General features: G+C 56.2%; 17 protein-coding genes, 1 tRNA gene and 1 pseudogene. 9 read left to right on the plus strand and 10 right to left on the minus strand.

The window, feature by feature from the left end:
- Window positions 1–51 precede the first annotated feature (51 nt).
- The 4 genes from FTO74_RS10115 to FTO74_RS10130 form a co-directional block, all read right to left on the minus strand.
- Window positions 52–1,692, minus strand: a complete 1,641-nt coding sequence (locus FTO74_RS10115) for a GMC family oxidoreductase N-terminal domain-containing protein (RefSeq protein ID WP_162538038.1) — start codon at window positions 1,690–1,692, stop codon at window positions 52–54.
- 80 nt (window positions 1,693–1,772) lie between these two features.
- Complete coding sequence (locus tag FTO74_RS10120) at window positions 1,773–2,657, minus strand: AraC family transcriptional regulator (RefSeq protein WP_162538039.1); 885 nt, start codon at window positions 2,655–2,657, stop codon at window positions 1,773–1,775.
- A 434-nt stretch (window positions 2,658–3,091) separates the two neighbouring features.
- Window positions 3,092–3,925, minus strand: a complete 834-nt coding sequence (locus tag FTO74_RS10125; RefSeq protein ID WP_162538040.1) for a DUF1868 domain-containing protein — start codon at window positions 3,923–3,925, stop codon at window positions 3,092–3,094.
- 146 nt (window positions 3,926–4,071) lie between these two features.
- The gene (locus FTO74_RS10130) at window positions 4,072–7,671 is read right to left on the minus strand and encodes a carboxypeptidase regulatory-like domain-containing protein (RefSeq protein ID WP_255462174.1); all 3,600 of its coding nucleotides are present in this window, start codon (window positions 7,669–7,671) and stop codon (window positions 4,072–4,074) included.
- Between the two features lie 255 nt (window positions 7,672–7,926).
- On the opposite strand from FTO74_RS10130, the gene FTO74_RS10135 reads away from it, so the two are divergent.
- Complete coding sequence (locus FTO74_RS10135) at window positions 7,927–9,237, plus strand: hypothetical protein (RefSeq protein ID WP_162538041.1); 1,311 nt, start codon at window positions 7,927–7,929, stop codon at window positions 9,235–9,237.
- A gap of 370 nt (window positions 9,238–9,607) precedes the next feature.
- Here the strand turns inward: FTO74_RS10135 and FTO74_RS10140 are convergent, their stop codons facing one another.
- The 3 genes from FTO74_RS10140 to FTO74_RS10150 form a co-directional block, all read right to left on the minus strand.
- Window positions 9,608–9,889 carry a PRTRC system protein C gene (locus tag FTO74_RS10140; RefSeq protein ID WP_162538042.1) on the minus strand — a complete coding sequence of 94 codons (282 nt, stop codon included), beginning with the start codon at window positions 9,887–9,889 and terminating at the stop codon, window positions 9,608–9,610.
- A 174-nt stretch (window positions 9,890–10,063) separates the two neighbouring features.
- Window positions 10,064–11,440: an ATP-binding protein gene (locus FTO74_RS10145; RefSeq protein ID WP_255462175.1), complete on the minus strand. Its 1,377-nt coding sequence runs from the start codon at window positions 11,438–11,440 to the stop codon at window positions 10,064–10,066.
- A 67-nt stretch (window positions 11,441–11,507) separates the two neighbouring features.
- Window positions 11,508–12,185 (minus strand): response regulator transcription factor, encoded by a 678-nt coding sequence (locus tag FTO74_RS10150; protein WP_162538044.1) that lies wholly within the window; start codon window positions 12,183–12,185, stop codon window positions 11,508–11,510.
- Window positions 12,186–12,688: 503 nt separating this feature from the next.
- On the opposite strand from FTO74_RS10150, the gene FTO74_RS10155 reads away from it, so the two are divergent.
- From FTO74_RS10155 to FTO74_RS10185, 8 genes are all read left to right on the plus strand, one after another.
- Window positions 12,689–13,750, plus strand: a complete 1,062-nt coding sequence (locus tag FTO74_RS10155) for a type III polyketide synthase (protein WP_162538045.1) — start codon at window positions 12,689–12,691, stop codon at window positions 13,748–13,750.
- Window positions 13,751–13,802: 52 nt separating this feature from the next.
- Window positions 13,803–14,453, plus strand: coding sequence for a methyltransferase domain-containing protein (locus FTO74_RS10160; protein WP_345932795.1), 651 nt, complete (start codon window positions 13,803–13,805; stop codon window positions 14,451–14,453).
- Window positions 14,454–14,558: 105 nt separating this feature from the next.
- The gene (locus FTO74_RS19745; protein ID WP_255462176.1) at window positions 14,559–14,939 is read left to right on the plus strand and encodes a DUF2306 domain-containing protein; all 381 of its coding nucleotides are present in this window, start codon (window positions 14,559–14,561) and stop codon (window positions 14,937–14,939) included.
- A complete protein-coding gene (locus FTO74_RS19750; protein ID WP_255462177.1) occupies window positions 14,936–15,187 on the plus strand; it encodes a DUF2306 domain-containing protein in 252 nt (83 codons plus the stop codon). Before FTO74_RS19745 ends, FTO74_RS19750 begins: the two co-directional genes overlap by 4 nt.
- Before the next feature lie 195 nt (window positions 15,188–15,382).
- Complete coding sequence (locus FTO74_RS10170; protein WP_162538047.1) at window positions 15,383–16,513, plus strand: FAD-dependent oxidoreductase; 1,131 nt, start codon at window positions 15,383–15,385, stop codon at window positions 16,511–16,513.
- A gap of 137 nt (window positions 16,514–16,650) precedes the next feature.
- Complete coding sequence (locus FTO74_RS10175) at window positions 16,651–18,297, plus strand: MFS transporter (protein WP_162538048.1); 1,647 nt, start codon at window positions 16,651–16,653, stop codon at window positions 18,295–18,297.
- 44 nt (window positions 18,298–18,341) lie between these two features.
- Complete coding sequence (locus FTO74_RS10180) at window positions 18,342–19,775, plus strand: TolC family protein (RefSeq protein WP_255462634.1); 1,434 nt, start codon at window positions 18,342–18,344, stop codon at window positions 19,773–19,775.
- Window positions 19,776–19,777: 2 nt separating this feature from the next.
- Window positions 19,778–20,968, plus strand: a complete 1,191-nt coding sequence (locus FTO74_RS10185) for an HlyD family secretion protein (RefSeq protein WP_162538050.1) — start codon at window positions 19,778–19,780, stop codon at window positions 20,966–20,968.
- Window positions 20,969–21,311: 343 nt separating this feature from the next.
- Here the strand turns inward: FTO74_RS10185 and FTO74_RS10190 are convergent.
- The 3 genes and pseudogenes from FTO74_RS10190 to FTO74_RS10200 all read right to left on the minus strand — a co-directional run.
- Window positions 21,312–21,725, minus strand: a pseudogene (locus tag FTO74_RS10190) (Arm DNA-binding domain-containing protein); the annotation flags it as partial.
- 270 nt (window positions 21,726–21,995) lie between these two features.
- A tRNA-Gln gene (locus FTO74_RS10195) sits at window positions 21,996–22,069 on the minus strand.
- Between the two features lie 134 nt (window positions 22,070–22,203).
- Window positions 22,204–23,370, minus strand: coding sequence for a VWA domain-containing protein (locus FTO74_RS10200; protein ID WP_162538052.1), 1,167 nt, complete (start codon window positions 23,368–23,370; stop codon window positions 22,204–22,206).
- Between the last annotated feature and the right edge of the window lie 54 nt (window positions 23,371–23,424).

Here is a 23,424-nt window from a genome sequence, read left to right on the forward strand (position 1 = left end):
TTCTTGTCGTCAACTGGTTCAAGGGAATCTCTGAAGCTGCGGTCTCACTCATCACAACTTATATTCGCTCTTGAGAATCTCTCCAGCCCGCTCTCCGATAACAACGCATGGCGCCATAGTGTTGCCAGTTGTGATGCGCGGCATGATGGAACCGTCCGCGATACGAAGACCTTTGATTCCATAGACCTTGAGGTTGCCGTCAACGACAGACATCGAATCGCGTCCCATCTTGGCGGTGCAGGTCTGATGCCAATAGGTACTGGCAGAACTTCGCACGAAATCCTCAAGGCCCTGTTTTGTGGGGTCGCCTGGGATCACTTGGCGTTTGGCAAAGGGCCGCAGAGCAGCGGAGTTTGCAAGATCGCAACTGAACTCTACAGCACGAGTGAGAGCCGTTAGGTCGGCTGGGGCGTTGAGATGATTTGCGTAAATCTCAACGGGATCGAGGTGATTGGGGCCTGTGAGTCGGAGCCTTCCCCGGCTCTTGGGGCGCACCAGGCCGGGGACGATGGTCCAGGAATTCGTGGGTGGACTAAACTTAGCTGTCTCTCGGCCGACTGCCGGCTGGTCGAGCAGAACGCATTGCATATCCGGACTATCCAGGCGTGGATCAGACTTCCATTGCAGAATAACTTCGTCGCTGGTATGGATGTGGTCGGGCTGCTGGTGCTCCCATACGCATCCCATGATGAGCGTGTGATCCTGAAAGTTTTGCCCCACGCCCGGAAGATGTTGAACAAGCGGAATTCCGAATCGTTGCAGTTCAGCTTGATCGCCTATGCCTGACTGCATAAGCACCTTCGGCGTTTGGATAGCACCCAGCGATAGGACAACTTCCAGACCCGCGCCGATGTGGTACAGTTTGCCGTTGTGCGCGACTTCCACGCCGGATGCACGGTTATGGTCAAAGGTAATTCGGGTAACCAGAGCGCGCGTGAGAACCGTAAGATTCGGGCGATCCATATAAGGAAAGACATAGGCCCGAAAGACTGATTGCCGTTTTCCGTTCCGTATCGCTCGCTCAGTGTAGGAGCAGCCTCCCTCACCTTCCATCATGCGACCATTCAAGTTGCCGAAGGGCGGAACTCCGATTGAGCGGGCAGCTTCAAACGTCGCCAGACTAAGAGGACTTTCGGAGCGAGATGGCTTAATAAAGATTGCTCCGCCGTTGCTACGGTATTCCGCGTCGGGTTCGCCATGCCAGTCTTCAATGCGACGATAGAGCTTCAAGACCGACTCGTAGTTCCAAGCAGCGTCGCCAGCTTCGTCCGCAAAGTGATTCCAATCGCTTCTATGGCCGCGCACCCAGTGCAGCACATTTATACTCGATCCGCCTCCCAGAACCTTGCCCATGGACATCCCGATTGCCCGCCCGTTGAGTTCGGGATTGGACTGGGCCTGAAATCCCCAGTCCCGATCACTCCCTAAATTAGTAGCCCATTGACGTGGGTCCACGATGTTGGGAATGTCATCCTGGCCGCCCGCTTCCAACAACAAAACACTGACCTTAGGGTTTTCGGCAAGTCTTCGGGCTACAACTGAGCCCGAAGATCCGGATCCACAGATGATGAAGTCGTATGTCAGTTTCAGCTCGGCCGTCAGGCGGAGTTGATTGGCACGAACCTGTTCAGCAAATTCGAGTGCATGGGAATCTTCGCTGAAAGTTGGTTCGTTTGTTGCGTGGCGTGTCATCGAGTGCTGTCTCCAGCCTCAACGATAGGAGAGCCGGCACGATCTTTCTTCGAGAAAAGTGCGGCACCTCTGGATTCGTGCTAAATTTTGCGTCTGTACTTTCTGGGAGTCGTGTTGAGAGTCCTGCGAAAGACATCGGCCATATGGGTCTGACTGGAGAAGCCACAGGCGGCAGCTATATCATCCAAAGATGTCCTGTCTTCTTTTAGCAGCTGCTGAGCGCGGTCGATTCGTCTTTCCAGAACATACCGGTGGGGAGTGGTTCCAGTCGAAACATGGAACATGCGGAGGAAGTGAGCCCTGCTATAACCAACTTCGGTCGCAAGAGCTTTCAGCGACAAGTCTCTATCTAGGCCCGCCTCAATCAGCTCTTTTATTCTGTTCAGTTTATTAGAAGGCAAAGCACTGATTGTCGAAGTGTCGGTGCGATTCGGTGCGCAATCTAAATGCAATAGCCTGATGGCCAACGCGTGAGCAAGTGTTTCGATATAAAGAGTTCCTAACTGCGCACCAGCATGGAACTCTTCTGTCATCAGGGCAAGTATTCTGGTGATCGCTCCATTACTGATTCCTGACTTGAAACGAAGAGGAGCCGATGGTTGGCTGTCTATCTCTCCCGCGAGTTCATTGATCACTTTTACGTTTATCTGGCAAAAAATCAGCTTTGAAACGGTGTGTAGACGGACATCTGGAGCGACGCCTGGGGGAACAAAGGTCAGAGACCAGGGCTTTTTCACAAATGGGATACCCCGTCCTCCTGTTCGACGTTCGGCTTGTGCAGAATGGGCACCAATCTGCACAAGCCGAACATACTGATCGCTGGATTGGATGCCTTCTCCCGGCATATTGCGATATGTGCCCAGGATGACGCCGCGCTGGTGGAGCGTCTCGTTCGACAAGATAAGTCGCTGGCCATCTGAGTTCTGAGTCGGGAGAAAACCAACACGCTGAACTGAACTAGCCATCACTACATTACATTTTATCAACTCCGCCGCCGAGTCCCGGAATGGAAGCTGTGAACTCGCCTCCATTCGTTTGCTACTCGTCAACGATCTGAAAGAAAATCCGGCGAGATTAGGACGCGTTTGGAGAAGCAGGCCCCTCTGTTGAGGACTTCGGCGTCTTCGAGAAGTTTGACGCAGCACGTGGCAAGCTGTTTGCATCTGGGCAGAACGGAACACCTGCTTCGCGTTACAACCTCACGAAGTAACAACCGGCGGGTTGCGGGCCTCTGTCCGCAACCCACTCAGCCATTGATTAGCGATCTATCCCACGTGCCCCCACAGCGAGGCAGCTTATGTAGCAACCTTTGGGTTGACTTCCCAAATGGCGCGATACCTCTTTCAGTGGAGTCGATCAGAACCAACTGCTGCGGGTGGTTGAAAATGCTCTAGCGGAATCAGGTACGCAAGAGTGTCCGAATCTCAAATCTGTACATATCTCCAAACGTACAAAATTCAGGAACGCCGAGCTCAATTACCGGTGAGGCCTCGACGAGAGTTCGTAGGTGGCCCGTCAAAATGCTTTGGTACTCCCGCCTTTCCATAGATGTCAGAGCTACCACCTGGTACGCCATGCTGATGTGGAATCCAAAAGTGTCGTGATCTGGGGTGCGATATCGAAAGACTTCATCCGACAGCCGATCGCGCAGCGCACGAATCTTGAGCTTCTCATCCGCGTCCGCGGGCACCAACTGCAAGCCACTGGGCCTCTGTGGGGCCAACGTCTTTTCTGTGTCCAAGCGGAAGCGCAGCGGCAACTCAGTGTGCATCCTGAATCGCGCGAACCTTTCGCCGATGACGCGGTTGCACTCTGCCATCGGCGTGGTGATCGGGATATCCGATGGCCAGCCATATCTGTCGCGATCCTGGTCATTCGGGCCGCCAAGTATGGTGGCATGATAACTGTCGTCCGGTAAACCCGCGATTTTGGCACCAAAGGAGCTGGAACGCAGCGCATGCCCGAATGCCACCACAGCGTCGTGAAATCGGGTTTGTTGCGGCAGGTGACAGATTACGGTGTTTCCCGCAAACGGCCGAGGACTGCCGTCTGGATTGAATTTCAGCAGTGTGTCTTTCGGTATCGTTGCCAGTTGCAAGTCGTCTTCCGGAGTATTCGCAGAGCGTATGACTTGAGCACTCAATTGTGGTGGAATAAACGCACTCAGGCTAAGAGCAGATGTGCGCAGCAGGAACTGACGTCGGGTACGGATGGATTGGGAAAAAGACAGCATGCCTGGTTTATCGACTCCGAGGATGGTATTGGACTAACAAGGATTGACTCACTACGACGAGGCTCGCACCTTACTTGCGAGATGCGGCGGTGGCCAGGGTAGCGCAGAAACTCTGCACTACCCTGCAGACTGAGGAGAATTTAGTTCTAGAACGCCAGCCGCAGCGCTAGCTGCACCTGACGCGATGGAAACACGCTCCCACTGCCGCTGAACTGCCCAAATCCTCCGTTCGGGCTCAAGACACCGGTGGCTCCTACAGACCCGATACTGGTATTCGGACTGATGAAGTTGGTGGCGTTGAGCACATTGAAGGCTTCGATACGGAACTCCAGAGTCTGAGCCTCCGTCAGGAGATTGAACTTCTTATGCGCTGCGAGATCGAACTGACCGAAGGCTGGTCCTCGGAGATTGTTGCGTCCGGAATCACCGAAGAGTTGCGATCCTGAAGGTGCGGAGACTGCGGCGATGTTGAGGTAACCATTCACCGCACTATTGGTCTTGGTCAGGGTGTGGCTATACACAGCTTTGGGTGTGCCGACGAGGTTCGGGCGAAGCGAGTAGGCCGCACTGGCTGTTGACACGACTTGGTTTGAGTTCGCGGTGTAAGTCAGGTTCAGCGGGACACCGCTCGTCACGATATTCGTACCCGCCAACTCCCATCCTCCAAGAACCTCTTGCACGATTCTTGGCGATGTTGATCCAAATCGCTGGCCCCTACCGAATGGCAGATCGTAGATGAATGAGGTCGTATCGTTCAGAGGTTGGTTGTATCCCGAAGGTCCGCGGTCTCCAGCAATATTCCTGATGTTCACGACCGCGCTATCGCCATTGCCCGTTTCAAGATCGGCTCCCGAAAGGTCGTAGGCCGCCGACCAGGTAAACGAGTTGATAAGAAAGAAGCCATTCGTGAAGCGCCGCACAAGTTTAGCTTGCAGCGAGTTATAGGTGAGCGCATTAGCGTTGAGTTCAGTGAGGATGTCGGTGAAGTTCGCGATGGGCCTGCGATTGAGGAGAGATCCGGAACCGGTTGGAGTGCAGGCTCCTGAAGAAATCTCAGTCGCGGTGCAAAGCCGGGCCTGGTTATAGTCTCCCAGTGTGGGAATATGAACGCCGTGATTGCCTACATAGGCGATCTCAAGCGTCATTTTGAGCGGCAGTTGCTGTTGAACCGATAGGTGATACTCCTGGACGTAAGGGGTGCTGAAATCCTTAGGCGTGTACCGGGTTTGAGCACGTACGGTTGAGAAGTTGCTCGGTCCGGCAAAATTGGTCTGATAGCCATCCTGAGTCCGACGGAAACAGGTAGTCGGATCCTGGGTTAGAGAAGTGCAGATTCCCTGCCCTGGGGTCTGGTTGTTGGGCAGCGTCGCGGAATAGTTGTTGGGGCCGTTGTACGCCAGGAGGCCTTCTCCGCCGAACCGAAATAGGTAGGCATAACTTACCCCATAGCCACCGCGAACGACTGTTCCTGGACGCGCCTCATAGGAGAAGCCCAGACGAGGAGCGAAGTCTTTATAGTCGGGATTGATAAGAGCGCGGTCTGCGAGCGAGGAACCACCAACATAGTGCAAGTTGTAGACATGCCCGGGTGCTGCGCTATTGACATCTGTGCCTGTGCCCGCCTGAAGCAGCCGATTGTTGGCCGGATCATAGTTGAGGAGTTTGTTGTCCTGCTCGTAGTAAGGCGACATGAACTCATAGCGCAGTCCGGCGTTGATAGTGAGGTTGGGTAGAACCTTCCAGTCATCCTGGATGTAGCCGAAATGCCAGTAGCGAAGATAGTTCACTTCGTTGAATGCGTTAAGCGCATAGTTGCTCCGCGCACCGAACAGGAAGTCCGACAGATTGTCAGCTTGTACCGTCTGGGCGGCGCAACCGGTCGATGGAGCGTTCGGCGGGGTGCACACTGAGTTGTATTGAGCGGAACTCAACGCGCTGTACTGGCCAGAGTAGGTATCGGAACCGAACTTCGGATGAAAATCTGAAATCGCTTGCGAGAGCCAGCCGAACTCGTATCCGATCTTCAGGCTATGCTTGCCCTTGATCCAGGTGTAGTTCACCTTTGGGTTGGCTTGTGTTGGGTTCGTGAACTGAAGAGCAGAAGCCGACGTTCCGAACTGTGAAAAGCCAGTGACGGCCTGCGTATTGAGCCCTCCACCAAGGGACGGATCCTGGGGAACGTTGGGTATTCCCGCCAGTAGGTTCGGTTGACCAATCAGCGCGGGGATTTTGCCGCTTTGTGTCCATGTCTCGCCGAAGCGGAACTCTAAGATGGATGTGGGCGACAAAACCCAGTTGTAGCCTGCCGCGAGTTGACGGGTGTATGCATAGATCGTTCCAGCGCTGTTTCCGCCCGCTAAACCCGGAATGTTAGCTGGCTGAAACGTCGAGGCCGCACGCTGACTGTACCGGAAGAAGCCGCTTTGACTCGGATTTATGATGAAATCGGCACGCCCGTCGCCTTTGTTCTCAAAGTCGGTCGTGGCCGGTAAAGATTGGAAGTTGTTTGCAGTGATCGCCGCGCCGGGAATATTGGGGGTTGGCAAGAGCTTGAAGGTGGTTAGAGCAAGCGGGTCGATGTTGGGGTCCGTTAGCGGCACTTGGCCGTTGGTATAGATCACTCCGGTGTAGGGATTCCTGATTGGAATAGGAGTGCCTGAAGGTGTGCCGTCAGAGGTAAAGAGTCCACCAAGCTCGGCCTGGGTCGGTAGGTTAGCCGTTGTCAGGGTATGGGCGACCGAGCGAAACCCCTCATAGTCCACAAAGAAGAACAGCTTGTTTTTAAGAACGGGACCGCCAAGTGTGCCGCCAAACTGGTTTTGTACCAGCGACGGTTTCACCCCTGTCCCTAAGAAGGGACCGAACGCATTCAGCACGGTGTTGCGAAGATAATCGTATGCACCCCCATGAAACGCGTTGGTGCCGCTACGCGTCGTCGCGTTGATGATCGCTCCACCGGCGCGCCCATATTCGGCTGAGTAATTGTCCGTTTGGACTTTGAACTCCTGGATAGCATCAGGCGATGGCATGAATGCCTGATTGGAGAAGCCTTGGTTGGCCTCTTGGTAAGCGTTATTGTCGATACCATCGAGCTCGAAATTATTGAGTTGAGAGTTGAGTCCGTTCACGTTGTAGGACGCATCTCGCGGAGGATTTGAGGTGACTCCCAACAATGACTGACGAACTCCCGGCACGAGTTTTGATAGGTCCGCATAGGCACGCCCATTCAGGGGCAGCGTGACCGCTTCTACAGCCTGGATGGTCTGCCCGCGGTCGCTCGTGTCGGTCTCCAGTTGACTGGCTGCTCCCGAAACGGTGATGTTCTCCGTGTTGGCGCCCAGCTTCAGACCCAGATCAACTCTTTGCCTTGCGCCGACATTGACGGTGAACTTATCGGTCATAGAATTCTCAAAGCCATTAGCCTGGACGGAAAGGTTGTAATCGCCTACCCGGACATTTGTGAACTCATAACTGCCGTTGACATCGGTCTGACGGGAGACCTTGATTCCTCTGGCCAGATCGGTCAGCACAACGGAGGCCCCCGCAAGGGATGCTCCGCTCGGATCCTTGATGGTTCCCAGAACTTCGGCAGTATCGAACTGAGCATGAGCAAGAGCCGTTGGCAGGAAAAAGAGAATGAGGAGGATCGCATATCGACCAGCGGAATAGTACCCGGACCGAGTTGAGGGAGAGGTAAACACGGCGCGGGCTTTGGACGATCGGTGCAGCAAGAACCTTCGAATCACGGCGGCAACTCCTAGAGATCAAAATCGGACATTGGTGAACGGGCTAATGCCGTCACTCGAAGCCGAAACTAGCAGTGGCACGAGGAAGGTCCAAGGGATTTCGCGGCTACGACACCGGTACGCGCTAAAACACGGATGTTTTCAGAGATGTATCAACGCAAGAATGGGCACTGATACATAAATGCCGTGTTAATGTCGTTGATCGCTTGTTCATGTAAGTGTGATGGACTCGACGTTATATAGTGAGGAAGCTTTATGGCTGTTGCAGGCGTCAGGGAGGATCTTTCATCCAGGAATGCGGCAATCGAAGCAAAACGCGCGTTGGTCCGGCGAGTCATTGAATCCACTGCATTCGCCAAGAGCGAGCGTCTCTCGACTTTCCTCGTCTGCATCTGTGATCTTTCGCTGAGTGGACGAGCCGGCGAAATCAACGAACAGAAGATCGGAACTACGGTCTTCGGACGGCCGCCAGACTACGACTCGTCCATCGATGGAATTGTGAGGCCGCAAGCCAGCCGACTGAGGCAGCGGCTTGATCTTTACTTCAACGGAGAGGGTGCGGACGAACCAGTACGGATTACCCTTCCACGGGGAAGCTACGTTCCCGTTTTTGAGCCTCACTCCGGGCACAAACCAGCTGACGATCTCCCGTCCGTACCTTCAGACAGCCCTCCAGTATTGCCTCCAACTGTGCTGAGCACAACAGCTCCGGCTGGCCACAATGGTTTACGGCTGTCTTGGTTTCTCATAGGCGTGCTGCTGGTCGCGCTTGTTGTCGTCAGCGTCAGGAACTCAAGACCATCAGCACCGAAGACAACCCAGAACCCCATGTGGGATCTCCTCTTCAGAACCGATCTGAAAACGATCGTCGTTCCGAGCGATACAGGGTTGGTGATGTGGCGAGGCGCGACGAAGCAAAACATCGACCTGGCGGGGTACCTAAGCGGAAACTACCGGGCACAGATCACGGGAGACAGACCGACAGGACAAGTGGATCCTGCGGACCTCGCGAGTCGGCGCTATACGTCGATCGTCGATTTGGACATCGTTAAAGGGCTAACCCAGATCGCCGACTCCCATACAAGCAAACTTGAACTCAACTATGCACGCGACGTCAGACCAAACGACTTAAAGGATACGAATGTTGTGCTCATTGGAGCCGCAGCCGCGAATCCTTGGGTGGAGTTGTTTGAACCGAAGATGAACTTCGTTTTCTCCAACGCGCATATCAGGCAATACACGGTACTGAACCGCATCCCGGTTGGAACCGAGCCCCCCAGTTGGACCGCGAACTATGACGACGCGCAGCATCGAGTCTATGCCGTGGTCGCTTTCCTGCCTAACCCGAGTGGAACGGGTAATGCATTAATCCTCGAAGGAACTTCGATGGCAGGCACAGAGTGTGCCTGGGACTTCGTCGCCGATGACTCCTCAGTGGTTCCATTCCTGAAGCGGATACGGCGCTCCGATGGATCGATCCCACATTTTCAACTGCTCCTCGACAGTACCAACCTGACCGGCTCCTCCGTCAAAAGAAACATCCTTGCCTGGCGGGTAATAGACTAACAAGTTGGTCACTTCTTGCAATTTGCTGATCCCGCACTGAAGCGTGTGACTGCCTGAGTCCCAGAGATCGGACCAGCGACTAGTGGCCTCTAGAGCCCGATGTTGTCCTCTGCCAAAATCTTAGCCTTCTGATCGGATAGCTATCCCGTCGCTTTGCGCCCTGAGCAATCAACGACTGCAACTGAATCCTCATTACACCCAGATGAATCACGAATCTACCGTGTAGCGCGCGGATTCATGTATCAGCGCGCCACATAGCCTTTGATACAACCCCAAAAGTCATGGACTTTTGCAAGGCAACGGAGCCGTCCCCGTGAAATCTCCTGGACCTTTCCTTCTTGGCTGCCATGTTCTGCCTCAAGTGAGGGTCTCAATAGCGATCTGCCTTGCTCGGCGGCTGGCGTTCTAGCTTGCGAAGTAACCTGAGCAGATTCGCCTTTGGCGTGGCACTCTTCGCCATGCTCACCCCTTCTCGCCGATCGCTAACGCCCGTCTCTTCGGGGCCAACCAACTTGGCGGTGGCGATCTCGGGGTACGCAGCTGTGAGGAAGTCCTGCACCTGCTCGAGGTTCATCGCCGGGTTCGGGTTGGGGATGCGAGTGCCCTGGTACGAGAACTCGCGCGGCAGAAGTGCAATTGCTAATCCAGCCATAGTTATTCTTCTTCTTTGTGATTGACCTGTAGAGGTTTTGGTTCGCGCCAATTCCGGGTCGGCAGGGCGGTACAGAACGCAGCTAACCTCTGCGATCTGCCTGCTACGTGGATGCGGGCTAAGATCAAAGCACGCACTTTGGTCAGGCTCTTTCGCTAAGGGTGATCTATGTGACTACCGGTTGACTAGCGTCAGAGAGTCACGAGCTTCAATCTTCTCGCGGGCCTCACGAGGCCAGCAAATCGACAGCAATGCCCCACCTTCCGGACGGGTGGACGCGGTCACACTCCCTCCATGTGCGCGCACTACGGCTTCAACAAATGCGAGCCCAAGGCCATGCCCCTTAGACTCTCTCCCTTTCACCCTCTGTTCGAACATGTGGACGCCAATCTCCGCGGCAAATCCCGGACCATCATCCTCCACAGTAAGCGTCGCAGCATCTTCGGTTTCGCCAACTCGTATGGAAACGGTGCACGATGCAGGCAAATGGTTAAGCTCATTGTCGAGAAGGTTTGCGACTACTCGATGCAAAAGGGCGGCGTCTGCGAGTACAGTGATAGAACCTGCGCTGCGCAGATTCATACGCAGCCCTTTCTCTGACATGCAAGGCTCGTACAGATCAATCATGACGCGGATGAGTTCATCCAGATCAACCTCTGTAAGCGAGAGCCTAAGCGCATCAGCCTTCGCCTCAGCAACATCAAGGGATGTATTTAGGAAATCTGTGAGTCGATCCAGCTCATCGATCGCCGAGACGATTGGCTCACTTTGCTCGATCTTCAGATCATCAGATAAAACGATCTCCAACTTTCCCCGAATCGCCGTCAGCGGGCTACGAAGATCGTGGGCAAGAGCCCCAGTGATGGTGTGCAGTTGATGCACGGAGCTCTCTATCCGGTCCAACATATGGTTGAGTGTAAGTGCCAGGTGCCCCACCTCGTCGTTCCGCTTGTTGGTCGGAACCCTGCTACTCAAATCAAACTGCCCGATCCGAGATGCTGCTTCGGTGATCTTGCGAACGTGGCCCAGCATCCGTTTGGCCACCAAGAACACAATCACGGAACCGAACAGCACGACGAGCAGCCAGAGGCAGAGAAAGCGATAACGCAGGCTCCGTAGTACACGCAATTCGTCTCGTTCCGAAAGCCCTAGATAGATGTGGCTCCCATCATCGAGCCGTGCCGATGCTACTCGAAAGGGATGATCGAAACCTTTGACATTCAAGTCATAGGGAGCATCGGAAAAAAACTTGCGCGCGCGAATCGCGGCTAAGTTTGGCGTGCCGTCACCGGCTCCTACCCATAGTCTTGGAGTCCCGTCGTCCCCAGCCTGAAGAAAGAAGACGGAGTCGTTCTCGTTGGCGCGAACTTTATCAGGCACCTCCCTGCTTGCAAGCTCTGCCACCTCCTTCACGACTCTGGCGTAGAAGCGGTCATTTGGAGTTCGACCTGCGACATCACCGAGTACCGCGATCTCGCCAGAGAGCCAGGCGTCACTCCTCCGCTGAATGTCGTTCGCGACGAAACGATGAAGTACCGCAAAAATCAGCATGGTTCCAATAGCAAATGCCAGTGTTGCCCACAGGGAAATACGCCAGGCTCCACACCCTGTGACTGGACTAGCGGTCTTTGAGGACATAGCCAATACCTCGTAAAGTCTTAATCAACGGCTCGCGGCCTTCTGTATCCACCTTGCCGCGCAGGCGGTAGATATGTACGTCAACGACATTGGTGTTCGGCTGAATTCTCATTCCCCACACTTCGGAGAGGAGCATCGATCGAGTAACAACCCTCCCGGCATGTCGACAGAGATACGCCAGAAGCACGAACTCCTGTGGACTTAGGTTCAAAACCTCTGCCCCGCGAGATGCTCTACGGCTGATGAAATCCAATTCCAGATCCAGAACGCGAAGGCGGCCCGCCTCCTCGTCCGCAGCACGATTGCGCCGCAAGAGATTACGCAATCTTGCCAACAATTCTGCAACGGCGAAGGGCTTCGTGAGGTAGTCGTCACCACCCTGTTCCAGACCTTTAACCCTATCGTCGACCGATCTTCTGGCTGAAAGGATCAATACGGGACAACGAACGCCAGAGCGTCGTAGATGCAGAATCAAGTCGATGCCATCTTGATCCGGAAGTCCCAGATCGACAATGAGACCGTCGTAGGCGTGCCTGGAAGCCAGCTGAGTTGCGGCGCTCCCGTCTTCCGCCGTATGCACTTCGTACCCCGCCTCAAGCAAAGATTGCTTGACGAAGCTTTGAATCTCCGGTTCATCCTCGACCAGCAGAAGCCGCATGAATCATGGTAAGACATTTAAACTCATAGGTCGCTGACTCCTGAATGGCGCAAGATGACGATTCAGTCATCTTGCGCCATCCAGCGATCGATCCGTCGTCGTAAACAGTCCGGAATAGCGATGCATCAGGCAGGTGAATTTGAGGCACGCTGCAAATGTCATTTCGAAGGATCGACCGCTCAGATGCTAGTCGAGGGCAGATCACTGAATGCCAATTCCGAGCGTCCTGCGTTGCTCTTCCCTAGCTGGCATCTGAACGGACGAGACTTGAGGGCGCTCCGGCGATGCACCCTCCATGAACAAATCGTCATCCTGTCCCCCTCCTCCAAAGTGCTATCAAAGAGACAGCGGCCTCCTCTCCACGAGGAGCCGCTGTATTGAGAATACGGAGCCTGTTCTCTCGAGTAGTCGACTGTCGCCCGATCGTCGCCTCTTTGTGGTCCAGCTTCCCGACATCAGACGCGACATTTTTCCCGAAGATCCGGGCTGAGGGCCTATTCCGCTTGACAACGGCTTACCTGAACCGCATCGCCACAGCCGTACCAGGGCATGATGTGCATGACACCTTCGTCGTCTTCGCAGAGAAGATGCTTGCTGACCCGCGGATGCGCACGATCTTCCGCCGCATGGTGAACCGCGCTGATATAGCGCATCGCTATTCTTTCCTGGACCCGCAGAAGAGTTCCGGCGACTTCTCTCCGTATGACGCGAATGAGTTCTATCGTCTAGGCAACTTTCCCAACACGTCGCGGCGTATGGAGTTATTCGAGCAGAGCGCTCCGATGTTGATGCGGAAGGCGGTGGACCGGCTTGCGCTAAGCGAGGATGAGCGCTCCGGTATTACGCATGTGCTGGTGACCTGCTGCACGGGGCTCTACGCTCCGGGCCTGGACTTTGAGATCGTAAACCACCTCGGACTTTCGGCTAGCGTGGAGCGCACGATGGTTGGATTTATGGGATGCTACGCCGCGATCAATGCCTTGAAGCTGGCGCGGCACATTGTGCGCTCCGATCCGAAAGCGTCTGTTCTGATGGTCAACCTGGAGTTGTGTACGCTGCACTTTCAGGAGACGCAGGATCTGCAGCAGGTGCTCTCCTTCCTGGTCTTTGCCGACGGCGCGGCAGCGAGCCTGATTACCGCTCGCGAGCAGGGTCTCGCGCTGGATAGCTTCAAGGCGGTGATGGTACCGAAGACAAGCGGGTTGATCACGTGGAAGATCCGCGACCTTGGGTTCGACATGCTGCTCTCAGGACAGGTGCCGGGAGAGCTTGGCCGCGCACTCCATGAGGGTGAATTGATGGCGGAGCGTGACGGCATCGACCTGTGGGCGGTACATCCCGGCGGCCGGACGATTCTGGATGCGGTGGAGCAGGGCCTGGAACTCCCGACGAATGCGCTGGCAGCGTCACGCGAAGTACTGTCGTGCTTTGGCAATATGTCGTCGGCGACGGTGATGTTCGTGTTGGAGCGCATCATGCAGCAGGCGCGCCCAGGTCAGAGTGGGTGTGCAATGTCATTTGGGCCGGGATTAACAGCGGAGACGATGCGCTTCCATGGGGTCTAGTACACAGATCGATTTCAGTCGGCGGGCCTCTCCCCGTGAGCTTCCGGAGCTGATGGACGGTGACTGTAGCTATGAGGATTTCCGTGACTGCCTGCGCAGTCTGGAAAAAGTCAACCGCTGGCTGCTGGGCTATCGGCCGACGCTGGCCTGGCTGGAGCAGATACCGCGCGGGCAACGTGATCCCTTGCACATTGTTGATGTTGGCAGCGGCGGAGGCGATCTACTGCGCCAGATTGCAGACTGGGCACGGAGACGCGGCACCGCAGTGCAGTTAACGGGGATCGACTTGAATCCCTATGCGGCACGCGCGGCAGCTGAGTTCACTCCCAAAGAGCTTGGAATCACCTGGGTGACCGGCGATGCTCTGGAGTATCGACCGAACAAGCCGGTAGACATCGTCGTGAGTTCCCTGCTGGCACATCATCTGGAGGACGAGGAGATCGTCACGCTTTTGAGGTGGATGGAAGCGACCGTACAGGCAGGCTGGTTTATCAATGACTTGGAGCGGTCGGAGTGGAGTAGTCGGATGTTTGGGTGGGTGCGTTGGCACTGGCTTGTCCGGCACGATGGGCCGGTGTCGTTCCGTAGGGCGTTCCGGAAGGAAGATTGGGCACGCCTGCTGGCTGCGGCTGAGCTGCCGCGAGAGAGAGTGACGGTGCAACAGTGGCGGCCGGGACGCTTATGCGTCGGGCGGTGGAAATGATACCAACGATTCGGAAGCCTCTCGTTCGCCCAAGAGAAAGGAAGCCGAATGCTCCGTCGGCCTCATGGCGCACCTCATCACATCTACCCCTCTGAGAGGCGAACAATGCCCACCCTGCGAGCACCCGGTTCGGCCGATTCCAGATTCAAGACCATTCTCTGGGTCTCGCTTGGCACCACCGTACTCTTCGTCTTCATTACCTCAGAGCTGCTCCTCATCACCGACTATCCGATGTACCACGCCTACCGCCTTCAGGTCATCGCCGACCGCCATCTCCTCATCCCGCACACCCTCGCCGGAACCCTCGCTCTGCTGGTCGGCCCCATCAACTTCTCCTCGCGAATCCGCCAACGCCACCTCCAACTCCACCGCGTCCTCGGTCGCATCTACATCATCTCCGTGTTTATCGGCTCGTTCACCGGGATCGCTCTCGCCCGGGCCGTCCGGGCCTCCCCGGGACCTCCATGCAGGCCGCCGCCTGGATGATCTGCACCACCGCCGCCCTCATCACCGCTCGCAATCGCCAAATCACCCAACACCGCCAATGGATGACCCGCTCCTATGCCGTCACCTTTACCTTTGTCTCCAGCCGGGTGCTCAACCTCTGGCCGCGTTACTGGAGCCACCTGGGGGACGTCTTGTCCGCAGTCGGCGTCATTGCGTTCACCCTCGCCTCGTTGCTGATCGTGGACCTCGGCATCAACTGGCGCGAGCTCACTACGCGTCGGAACTGAGGCATCGGTCGGGGCTTCAGAGAGCCTCTTACCTCCAGGTAACCCGTCTCAGCATTCAGCTATGCGGCGTCTATGACTGCGGGAAGATGACGATTTGTACAGAATAAGACTCCAAATTCCTTTTTGGAGGTCTACTAGAAATAGGAAATCCGGCTGTGACTTGATGGAATATCCAAGTGAATCGGGAGCGATGCATTGCAAGACGAAGTTTTGGTCATCGGTGGTGGAGTGGCAGGCTGTGCGGCTTCGATCGCACTCGCGCGCAAGGGTCGAAGCGTCACGCTGATCGAACGCGAGGTCACGGCACGCCATAAGGTATGTGGAGAGTTCCTAAGCGGCGAGGCGCTGGAAGACCTGCATCTGCTCGGCATCGACGTAACCTCGCTTGGCGCCGTGCCGATCGACTACGTTCGACTGGCCGCCGCAAGGCGCGCCGCGACAGCTCCCTTGCCGTTCCCCGCAAAGTCGCTCACGCGCAAAGCACTGGATACAGCTCTCACCGACGCAGCCATCGCCGCCGGGGTCCGCGTTGAGCGCGGGCGCAGTGTGCAGTCGCTCACCCGCGCAACCGCCAATCTCTGGCAGGCTACACTCGACGACGGCTCCACCTACGAAGCTCCTACCGCGTTTCTCGCAACGGGCAAGTACGATCTGCGTGGCCACAGTCGACCGAAGGACCCTCACCAATGGGTCGCCTTCAAGATGTATTACCGGCTGTCTGCCGCCCAGACCTCTGACCTGGCAGATGCCTCCGAGCTGACACTCTACTCAGGAGGCTACGGAGGTATCCAACCCGTTGAAAACGGCATCACGAACTTCTGCTGCGTGGTGCAACGGCGATATTTTGCTCGCGCGGGTCTTCGCTGGGAGGGCCTCCTTGCGAAGATGCAGCAGGACTGTCCGCACCTCGCGATGCGGCTCGATGGTGCGCAGCCGGTTCTCGACAAACCGATCACCGTAACCCATATCCCGTACGGTTACCTCCGCCGCTCAACTGAGGATGGGCTCTACTGTATCGGAGATCAGGCAGCCGTCATCCCTTCGTTCACCGGAGATGGCATCTCCATCGCTCTGCATACTGCCCGCCGCGCCGCCACGGCTTATCTTGCCGATGAGTCGGCTCCGGTCTTCCAGCCAAAACTGCGCACAGCCATGCTGCCGCAGATGCGTCTTGCCGAGATCGCAGCCGACGGCTTAAACAACGCACTCGCGCGCGCTGTACTGCCGTTCTGTCTCAAGGTCTGGCCCGGCGCGATGCGCGTGACGGCTAGACTTACGCGCGTCACCCAACCCGCAGCCGTCCCTCCACAGGCGTTCGCTAACTGAAATCGAGGTGTCGAAACAGTGAACTCGCGTTCGGGTATCGCCGTTTATATAAACGCAGTTCGTCCGCTGTATTGATCTTGTAGACTCCTCCTCTAGTCTGTTGAAGGCATCTCATTTTTTGAATGATGATACGAGACATGACGAATTCGCGAGAGCCGCAGGGGCGCCTCCCGGATCCCGGGCAAAAGGGTGTAAAGGCCATTCCAGTATCCATTTACGGAACTTTATTGGCTTTTACGCTTTCGTCAGGAATTGAACAGTGGACCAGCACAGGTCTGAACGTCACGCTGCCTGATCTCACCGGGACGCTGGGCTCTTCGGCCGACGAAGCAAGCTGGGCGATCACTGTTTACAACACAGCCTTCGCGGTCTCTGTCACGTTGTCGCATCGGCTGGCGAACCGCCTCGGCAACCGGCGTATGCTGAGCTTGGCTTGCGTCATATATGCCCTGACGTCGTTAGGCTGTGCTCTGAGCCCGGAGTTGCCTCTATTTCTGTGTTTCCGCGTACTACAGGGGCTGGCAGGTGGTGTATTTCTCGCACGCACACTGGTCTTTGTCACACAGCGCTTTGAACCCAAAGATCGCACTGCGTATCTAAGAACGTACGGACTTGGGGTATTTCTTATCGGCCGATTCGCCTCGCCAATTCTTTCAGGATGGTTCGCTGACAACTGGAGCTGGCGCTTGCTCTTCCTGATCAACGTCCCGGCGATGCTGCTTGCAGGCTGGATATTTCACCGGTATACGTCGCCCCACTGGATCAGCGAGGTGGAAGACTATAAGCCGGACATCCCTGGAATCGCTTTGCTCATGCTCGGTGCAGCAGCCCTGCAGGCAGCACTCAGTCGCGGCGAGATTGATGACTGGTTCGGCTCGAACACCATCGTATTGCTCACGACCATTGGGATTGTGTGCAATCTCCTCTTCGCCGCCTGGCAACTTACCCCGAAAAATCGTCAGCCAGTCCTTCATCTGGACTATCTGGGAGACCGGGGCGTGTTCTCCGCCGCAGTGCTTGGAGTCGTGTTAGGCATGTTGCTTGGAGGTAGCCTTTATGTGCTTCCTCAATACCTGCGGAGAGTCGAGTCACACTCTGCGTTACAGACCGGCGTCTTCATCTCTATCACCGGAGTTGCGACACTCGTTACGTTGTCGGCAGTGCAATGGATAGGTGCAGCGATCTTCAAGCTGGGTGGCAAGACCGTCATGGCCTTCGCGTTATTTGTACAGATGACGGCAATGGGGTGGTTTGGCCACATCGTTACGGTCGATACTCCCGACCGCAATCTATGGGCTCCGCTGATCCTGAACGGAATATTTGTGGGAATTTCAGTACCCACCCTCGCGGTCGCCGCGTTCATGCGCGTCGATGCTAAGCATGTCTCTACCGCCAGAGCCATCTACTACGGCGCACGCCAATTTGGTGCGTCTCTTGGGGTAACGGCAGTAGTCGTACTGCTCGACCGCCGGCAGTCGTTACACTCCTCCCGCCTGCTCGAGCATTTCTTCGGTCGCAATCTCTCGATCCTTGGGGTCTCTGCCCAATCGGAGAGTGCAATACGTTTCTCCGGCGCGATTACAAGGCAAGCTCTTGTGCTGACCTACGCCGACATCTTCTACACGATGGCTGCGCTTGCAGGTGTTATGCTTCTTTTTCTTCCCATCCTTCCCTCTACTGTCGGTGGCGCAGCCAAACCGGCTATTCGGGAGCCACAGACTCGTCCTCAAAGCGAGCCTGCGTTACATGCTGTGCTGGACGGACCCCATGAGGCAGCCTCGTGATCAACCACCCTGCAGTCTGCAAACTCTCGTTGCTTGCAGCAACGATGCTTCTGATACCTCGCCTCGGCGCACAGAGTACAAGCAGCAACAGCCCTCTTGCGAACAGCATCGCCACGCCACGCCCCTTCGACCCTGGCACTAACACGACGAACCCGAGTGCGCTCGCCGTCCAGGCACAGAATCCTTATCTGGGGAGCGTCCCGCTTAGGCCGCTGGTTCCAGGCGTCCTGCCGCTTACATTGTCAGAGATCGTAAGCCTTGGGCTGCGGTCAAATTTGGGTCTGATCGATACAGAACAAGCCCATGCCGTATCTCGCGCGGCTCGAATACGGGCTCTGTCCGCTCTGTTGCCTCAGCTTTCAGCCAATCTGACGGAGGTGTATAGCAATATTTCTCTGAACACGATTGGCGCTCAGAAACTGGGGCTGCCGAATTTCATCGGCCAGTTCAACTGGCAGTCGGCGGACATTTCTTACAGACAGAGATTGGATCTCTCTTCCTTGCACGAACTCCGTGCTGCCCATGACGAGGAAAAGGTAAGCGAGGCATCCCTCGCGGATGCGCGCAATATCGTAGTTCTGGCCTCGACAAGCGCGTACCTCGAAGTATTGTCCAGCCAGTCGCGAGTAAAAGCCGCCGAGGCAGAGCTTGCTTCTGCGCAAGCTCTGGAGAGCCTTCTCAAGGATCGCGTCTCGCGCCAGGTCTCGCCTGAGATCGACGCGATTCGCGCGACCGTCGCACGGGAGAGTGCAGAACAGCGCCTGGCACTGGTACAGGTTCGCTTAGAGAAGGACAAACTCGGTCTCACCCGAATCATCGGACTTCCTGTGGAACAGGAATTTGTACTCACATCGGACGTCGGCTTTACCCGGACTCCGCAGGAAAACCTCGATGACCTTCTCAGGGAAGCATCCGCTTCGCGGCAGGACTTAAAGGCTGCTGCTGCTCGCGTAGAACAAGCGAAACAGGAGGTCAAAGCTCAAACCGCGAAGCGATTACCTGAGCTTGCTGTGGCTGGCAATGGGGGTGAGACCGGAGTCACGTTTGGTCATGCTTACGGGACCTACCACGTCGAGGGGGAGTTGAGCGTACCCATCTTCACTGGACGGCGCATCCAGGCGGATGTACAGACAGCAGAGGCAGCGCTGCGTCGAAGCCAGGCGGAGTATGAGGACCTGCAGCAGAGGACGAGTTACGACGTCCGTTCTGCCCTTCTGGATCTGCGTGCTGCGGATAAGAGTGTGGAGGTGGCGGATACCAATCTGCTGCTTGCTGCTGACGGTCTTCGCCAGGCGAAGGATCGTTTTGAGGCCGGTGTCTCCAACAGCCTTGAGCTTATCGAAGCACAGCAAGCCCTTGTAAGCGCGCAGGACAACAAAATCGAAAGTGTGTACGCACACAATCTTGCCAAATTGACGCTGATCCGCTCAACCGGAACAGCGGAACGTGACTACGCAACATACCTTGGAGTACGGTAGCTATGTCAATCCAACTTGAAGGTCTTCGCCGCCCTGCTGCTCGCTTCCTTGTTGTAGCCGCCATCCTCGTCGCTATCGCCGGATGCTACCTCATTTGGTCGGGTAACTATGGTTCGCCTTCGACGAACGATGCTCAGGTCGATGGTCATATTCACCCTGTCAATGCTCGAGTCGCTGGCACCGTGACCTGGGTGAATCCGGATATCGACGATACCAAGTTCGTGAAGGCGGGCACCGTTCTCGCACGGCTGGATACGAACGACTATAGTCCGGCAGTGGATCGACTCGAAGGCGACGTCCAGGCCGAGGAGGCGCAGTTGCGGAGCGCACAGCTCTCCGTACCCATCACCCAGGCGACCGCTTCAAGCAGGCTGGCCTCCGCACAGGTTTCGGTGACGAAAGCCGAGGCTGACTACGCCAGTGCTCAAGCCACTGAGATTGCAGCGAAGGCCCAGGTGGAGCAAGCGCGGGCGACGGCTCACCGAGCCGAAACGGATCGAGTGCGATACGAACAGCTCGTGAATTCACATGAGATATCTCGTTCTGAATATGACACGCGCATGACGGAAGCAAGTGTCTCCGCGGCGCAGCTAGCAGCGGCTGAAGCGAACCTTCAGGCCGCGCAGGAGAAGATTCAATCTTCCAAACAAGATATTGCAGAACGTAAAGAGGAAGTCGCCGCCGCCGCCGCCGCGCCCCAGCTCATCGCTACAGCGCACAGCAGCGTGGGACGCGTCATTGGAGAATTGAAGGAATCAAAGGCCGAGCTGCACAATGCACAGCTCAATCTGGGCTACACGGAGATTGTTGCCCCGGTAAGCGGCATCGTCGGGCGACGCAGCCTGGAGACGGGACAAAGAGTCGCCCCCGGTCAACTCCTCCTCGATCTCGTTTCCACTGACGATATCTGGGTGACCGCCAACTTCAAAGAAACTCAGTTGAGCCACGTGACCCCGGGCGCATCTGTAACGATTCACGTCGATACCTACGACAGCGACCTGAAGGGATCGGTTGAAAGCATTGGTGGCGCTACCGGATCGAAATACGCCCTCATCGCTCCGGACAATGCAACGGGCAACTACGTGAAGGTCGTACAACGTATTCCAGTTCGCATCCGGCTAACAGCCAAAGACGTGTCAGGGCGGCCTCTGTTGCCGGGAATGTCCGTGGAGGCAAAGGTTCATCGGTACTGAACAGATGGCCATGCATTCTCAACCATGGATGATTTACACAAGTCACCGCCTCTCGACAAACCGGTCGCCGTCGTCCATATCCCGTACGGGCACCTCCGCAGCTCAACTGCTGCCGCTCCACACATGGTCTCCGACTAAATTAAGGCACCGAAACTACTCTCGTCCTTCACAGCGCTCCATAGGAGATGAAATGAAATCTTTCGCAGCCGTAGCGCTTGCGCTCCTATTTGTTCCAGCCTCACTCGCTCAGAGTCAGACCTTCAGCGTCAACCCGGATGGAAGCGAGGTCAGGATACGGCTCAACACGACCCACGAGGTCGTCAATGGTACGTTTCACATTCGATCAGGATCCATTGAGTTTGACCGAGGAAGTCCTAAGATGTCGAGTTCGGTGACCGTATCGGGCGAAGACGTCGGCTTCCAGACGCGACATGACGGTGTCGGCATGTCGTCGAGACTTACCCTCTTTCCACCTGGCCCACCAGTCACGGGCGATTAATTCGAAGCTGCTTTCGGCCCGACGCTGCTGCTCGCGCTCCTCGGCTTCTTTCGCTTCGACTACCGCCTTACGTTCGGCCAGGGGATCGATGCCGCCTGACCAGAGTTTCCGGGCTTCCGCCAGGCGATCCCGAGCCTCCTTGAGGCCGACTTTGGGATACTCCCCGAGCGACATCATCTTTTCCTTACCGTCGAAGCGATACCGCCAACGCCAGGACTTCGCCTCTGAAGGCATCACAAGAAGACAGAGCCCTTTTCGTCCGCCAACTTGTACTGCTTGCTCATCGGTTTTGCAGCGTCAATTACTCTGACAGTCAGTTCCATGCAATCTTCCCTCCAAAAGGTGGATTTTTCGTTACCCACATTTTGGGGAAGCTATACCCACATTCGTGCCCACACAAATGTCTGGCTCATATGAGACCGAAAAGCACCTCTTAGGGAGAAACCATCTAAACCTTTCATTTTTTAGCAAGTTATCTGAGTGCAAAGAAGTGCGAGGAGGTGCACCGAAGTGCGGGATTTTGTGCATTGGTTGCCCCCCAGGGATTCGAACCCCGATTGAACGATTCAGAGTCGTCGGTCCTACCATTGAACGAGGGGGCAACACAGGTTGAGTTCGGGCGTCGCGCTTGCTCTCTTGTAAGAAAGCACCTCGCTGACAACCACTTAGATGAGTGTACGGGCAATGGCCTTTCAGGTCAATGTGGACAACGCGTTACATATTCAACCACTACTTCCTACTCCACCGGCCGCCTCGCGTTATATCCATCCCGTGCGATCACCGAGTATTTCACCGGCCGCTGTTTCTCGTCCTGCATCTTCAGCGGCTTGCCCTCGTTGTCCACCAGCAGCACTTTCACCTTCCGGTACGACCCGTCGTTGCTGGTGTTCGTCGGCCGGTAAGTCAGCACATACTGATTCCGGATCGAGTCGTTGATCTGCGCAAACACATCCGGCAGTGTGCCCTCGAAGATCGGGTTGAAGTACATACCACCCGTCATCCGCGCAAAAGTTTGCAACTGGTTCTGCGCCTGCAAGAAGTTCATCTCGCGTGGCCCGCCACCGCTTCGCATCTCGTTCAGCAGGCCACCGGTTGCAATCGAAAAGATCGTCACATTCGGCGTCGCTTTGATCTTCTCGAGGATCTTGTCCAAAGTGATCTTCGAGAACGTGTCCCGCCCCGAGCTGACCAGGATAATGTACTTCCGCCCGTCGATCCGCGTGCTCCGGTCCAGCGTCTCGTAAAGCGCGTCGAAGAGGTTCGTGTCCGAAAACGTCGGGATCACCAGCGAGCGCAGCGAATCGGCCAGTACCTCCTTGTTATTGGTGAAGTCCGTCAGGATATGCGTGCGCAGATCGTACGTCACCACCGCCACATAGTCGTTCGGGTGCAGCGAGTGGTAGAAGCTCACCGAGGTATTCTGCATATCGCGGATCAGGAAGTACGAGTTCGCCGCAAACTCCAGCAGCATCACCGCCGTTATCGGCGTCTGCGTGATCCGCACCTTCGGCGTCTCCTGCTCCACGCCGTCCTCGACCACCACAAAGTTCTCCGGCTTCAGCCCAGGCACAAACTGGTGGGTCTTATCAAGGAGCACCGACACGTCCAGGTTCACAATCGGCACATCCACCCGCAGCGAGTAGGTGGCATTGTCCGGATTCTTCACCTTGGGCTGCTCAGGAGCTGGCGGCGGTGGCGGCTCGTCGGCCGAATCCTTCTTTTTCTTCAGGATGATGCCGCCGTTGTCGGTCTGCGGCCCGCTGTCATCGGGAGCAGTAGCGGCAGGCGGAGTTGCAGGAGCGGCCTGCGCCCAGATCCTCCCCGCGCCCAATATCATCACCTGCAAGATCACTGGCAGCAACGCCAGCCGCACGAACCGTCGACTCGAACTGGTCAGCTTCATCACGGCTACCCCTGAATCTTGATCTGGATCTACCCGCATCCCCTCAGCGACTAT

Source organism: Granulicella sp. WH15 (assembly GCF_009914315.1).
Classification (GTDB): domain Bacteria; phylum Acidobacteriota; class Terriglobia; order Terriglobales; family Acidobacteriaceae; genus Edaphobacter.

Excerpts from the sequence above, each read along its gene's own strand:
- FTO74_RS10115 (WP_162538038.1), bottom strand. The coding sequence starts at position 1,692 with ATGACACGCCACGCAACAAACGAACCAACTTTCAGCGAAGATTCCCAT.
- FTO74_RS10120 (WP_162538039.1), bottom strand. The coding sequence starts at position 2,657 with ATGGCTAGTTCAGTTCAGCGTGTTGGTTTTCTCCCGACTCAGAACTCA.
- FTO74_RS10125 (WP_162538040.1), bottom strand. The coding sequence starts at position 3,925 with ATGCTGTCTTTTTCCCAATCCATCCGTACCCGACGTCAGTTCCTGCTG.
- FTO74_RS10135 (WP_162538041.1), top strand. The coding sequence starts at position 7,927 with ATGGCTGTTGCAGGCGTCAGGGAGGATCTTTCATCCAGGAATGCGGCA.
- FTO74_RS10140 (WP_162538042.1), bottom strand. The coding sequence starts at position 9,889 with ATGGCTGGATTAGCAATTGCACTTCTGCCGCGCGAGTTCTCGTACCAG.
- FTO74_RS10145 (WP_255462175.1), bottom strand. The coding sequence starts at position 11,440 with ATGCTGATTTTTGCGGTACTTCATCGTTTCGTCGCGAACGACATTCAG.
- FTO74_RS10150 (WP_162538044.1), bottom strand. The coding sequence starts at position 12,185 with ATGCGGCTTCTGCTGGTCGAGGATGAACCGGAGATTCAAAGCTTCGTC.
- FTO74_RS10160 (WP_345932795.1), top strand. The coding sequence starts at position 13,803 with ATGGACGGTGACTGTAGCTATGAGGATTTCCGTGACTGCCTGCGCAGT.
- FTO74_RS19745 (WP_255462176.1), top strand. The coding sequence starts at position 14,559 with ATGCCCACCCTGCGAGCACCCGGTTCGGCCGATTCCAGATTCAAGACC.
- FTO74_RS19750 (WP_255462177.1), top strand. The coding sequence starts at position 14,936 with ATGATCTGCACCACCGCCGCCCTCATCACCGCTCGCAATCGCCAAATC.
- FTO74_RS10175 (WP_162538048.1), top strand. The coding sequence starts at position 16,651 with ATGACGAATTCGCGAGAGCCGCAGGGGCGCCTCCCGGATCCCGGGCAA.
- FTO74_RS10180 (WP_255462634.1), top strand. The coding sequence starts at position 18,342 with ATGCTTCTGATACCTCGCCTCGGCGCACAGAGTACAAGCAGCAACAGC.
- FTO74_RS10185 (WP_162538050.1), top strand. The coding sequence starts at position 19,778 with ATGTCAATCCAACTTGAAGGTCTTCGCCGCCCTGCTGCTCGCTTCCTT.
- FTO74_RS10200 (WP_162538052.1), bottom strand. The coding sequence starts at position 23,370 with ATGAAGCTGACCAGTTCGAGTCGACGGTTCGTGCGGCTGGCGTTGCTG.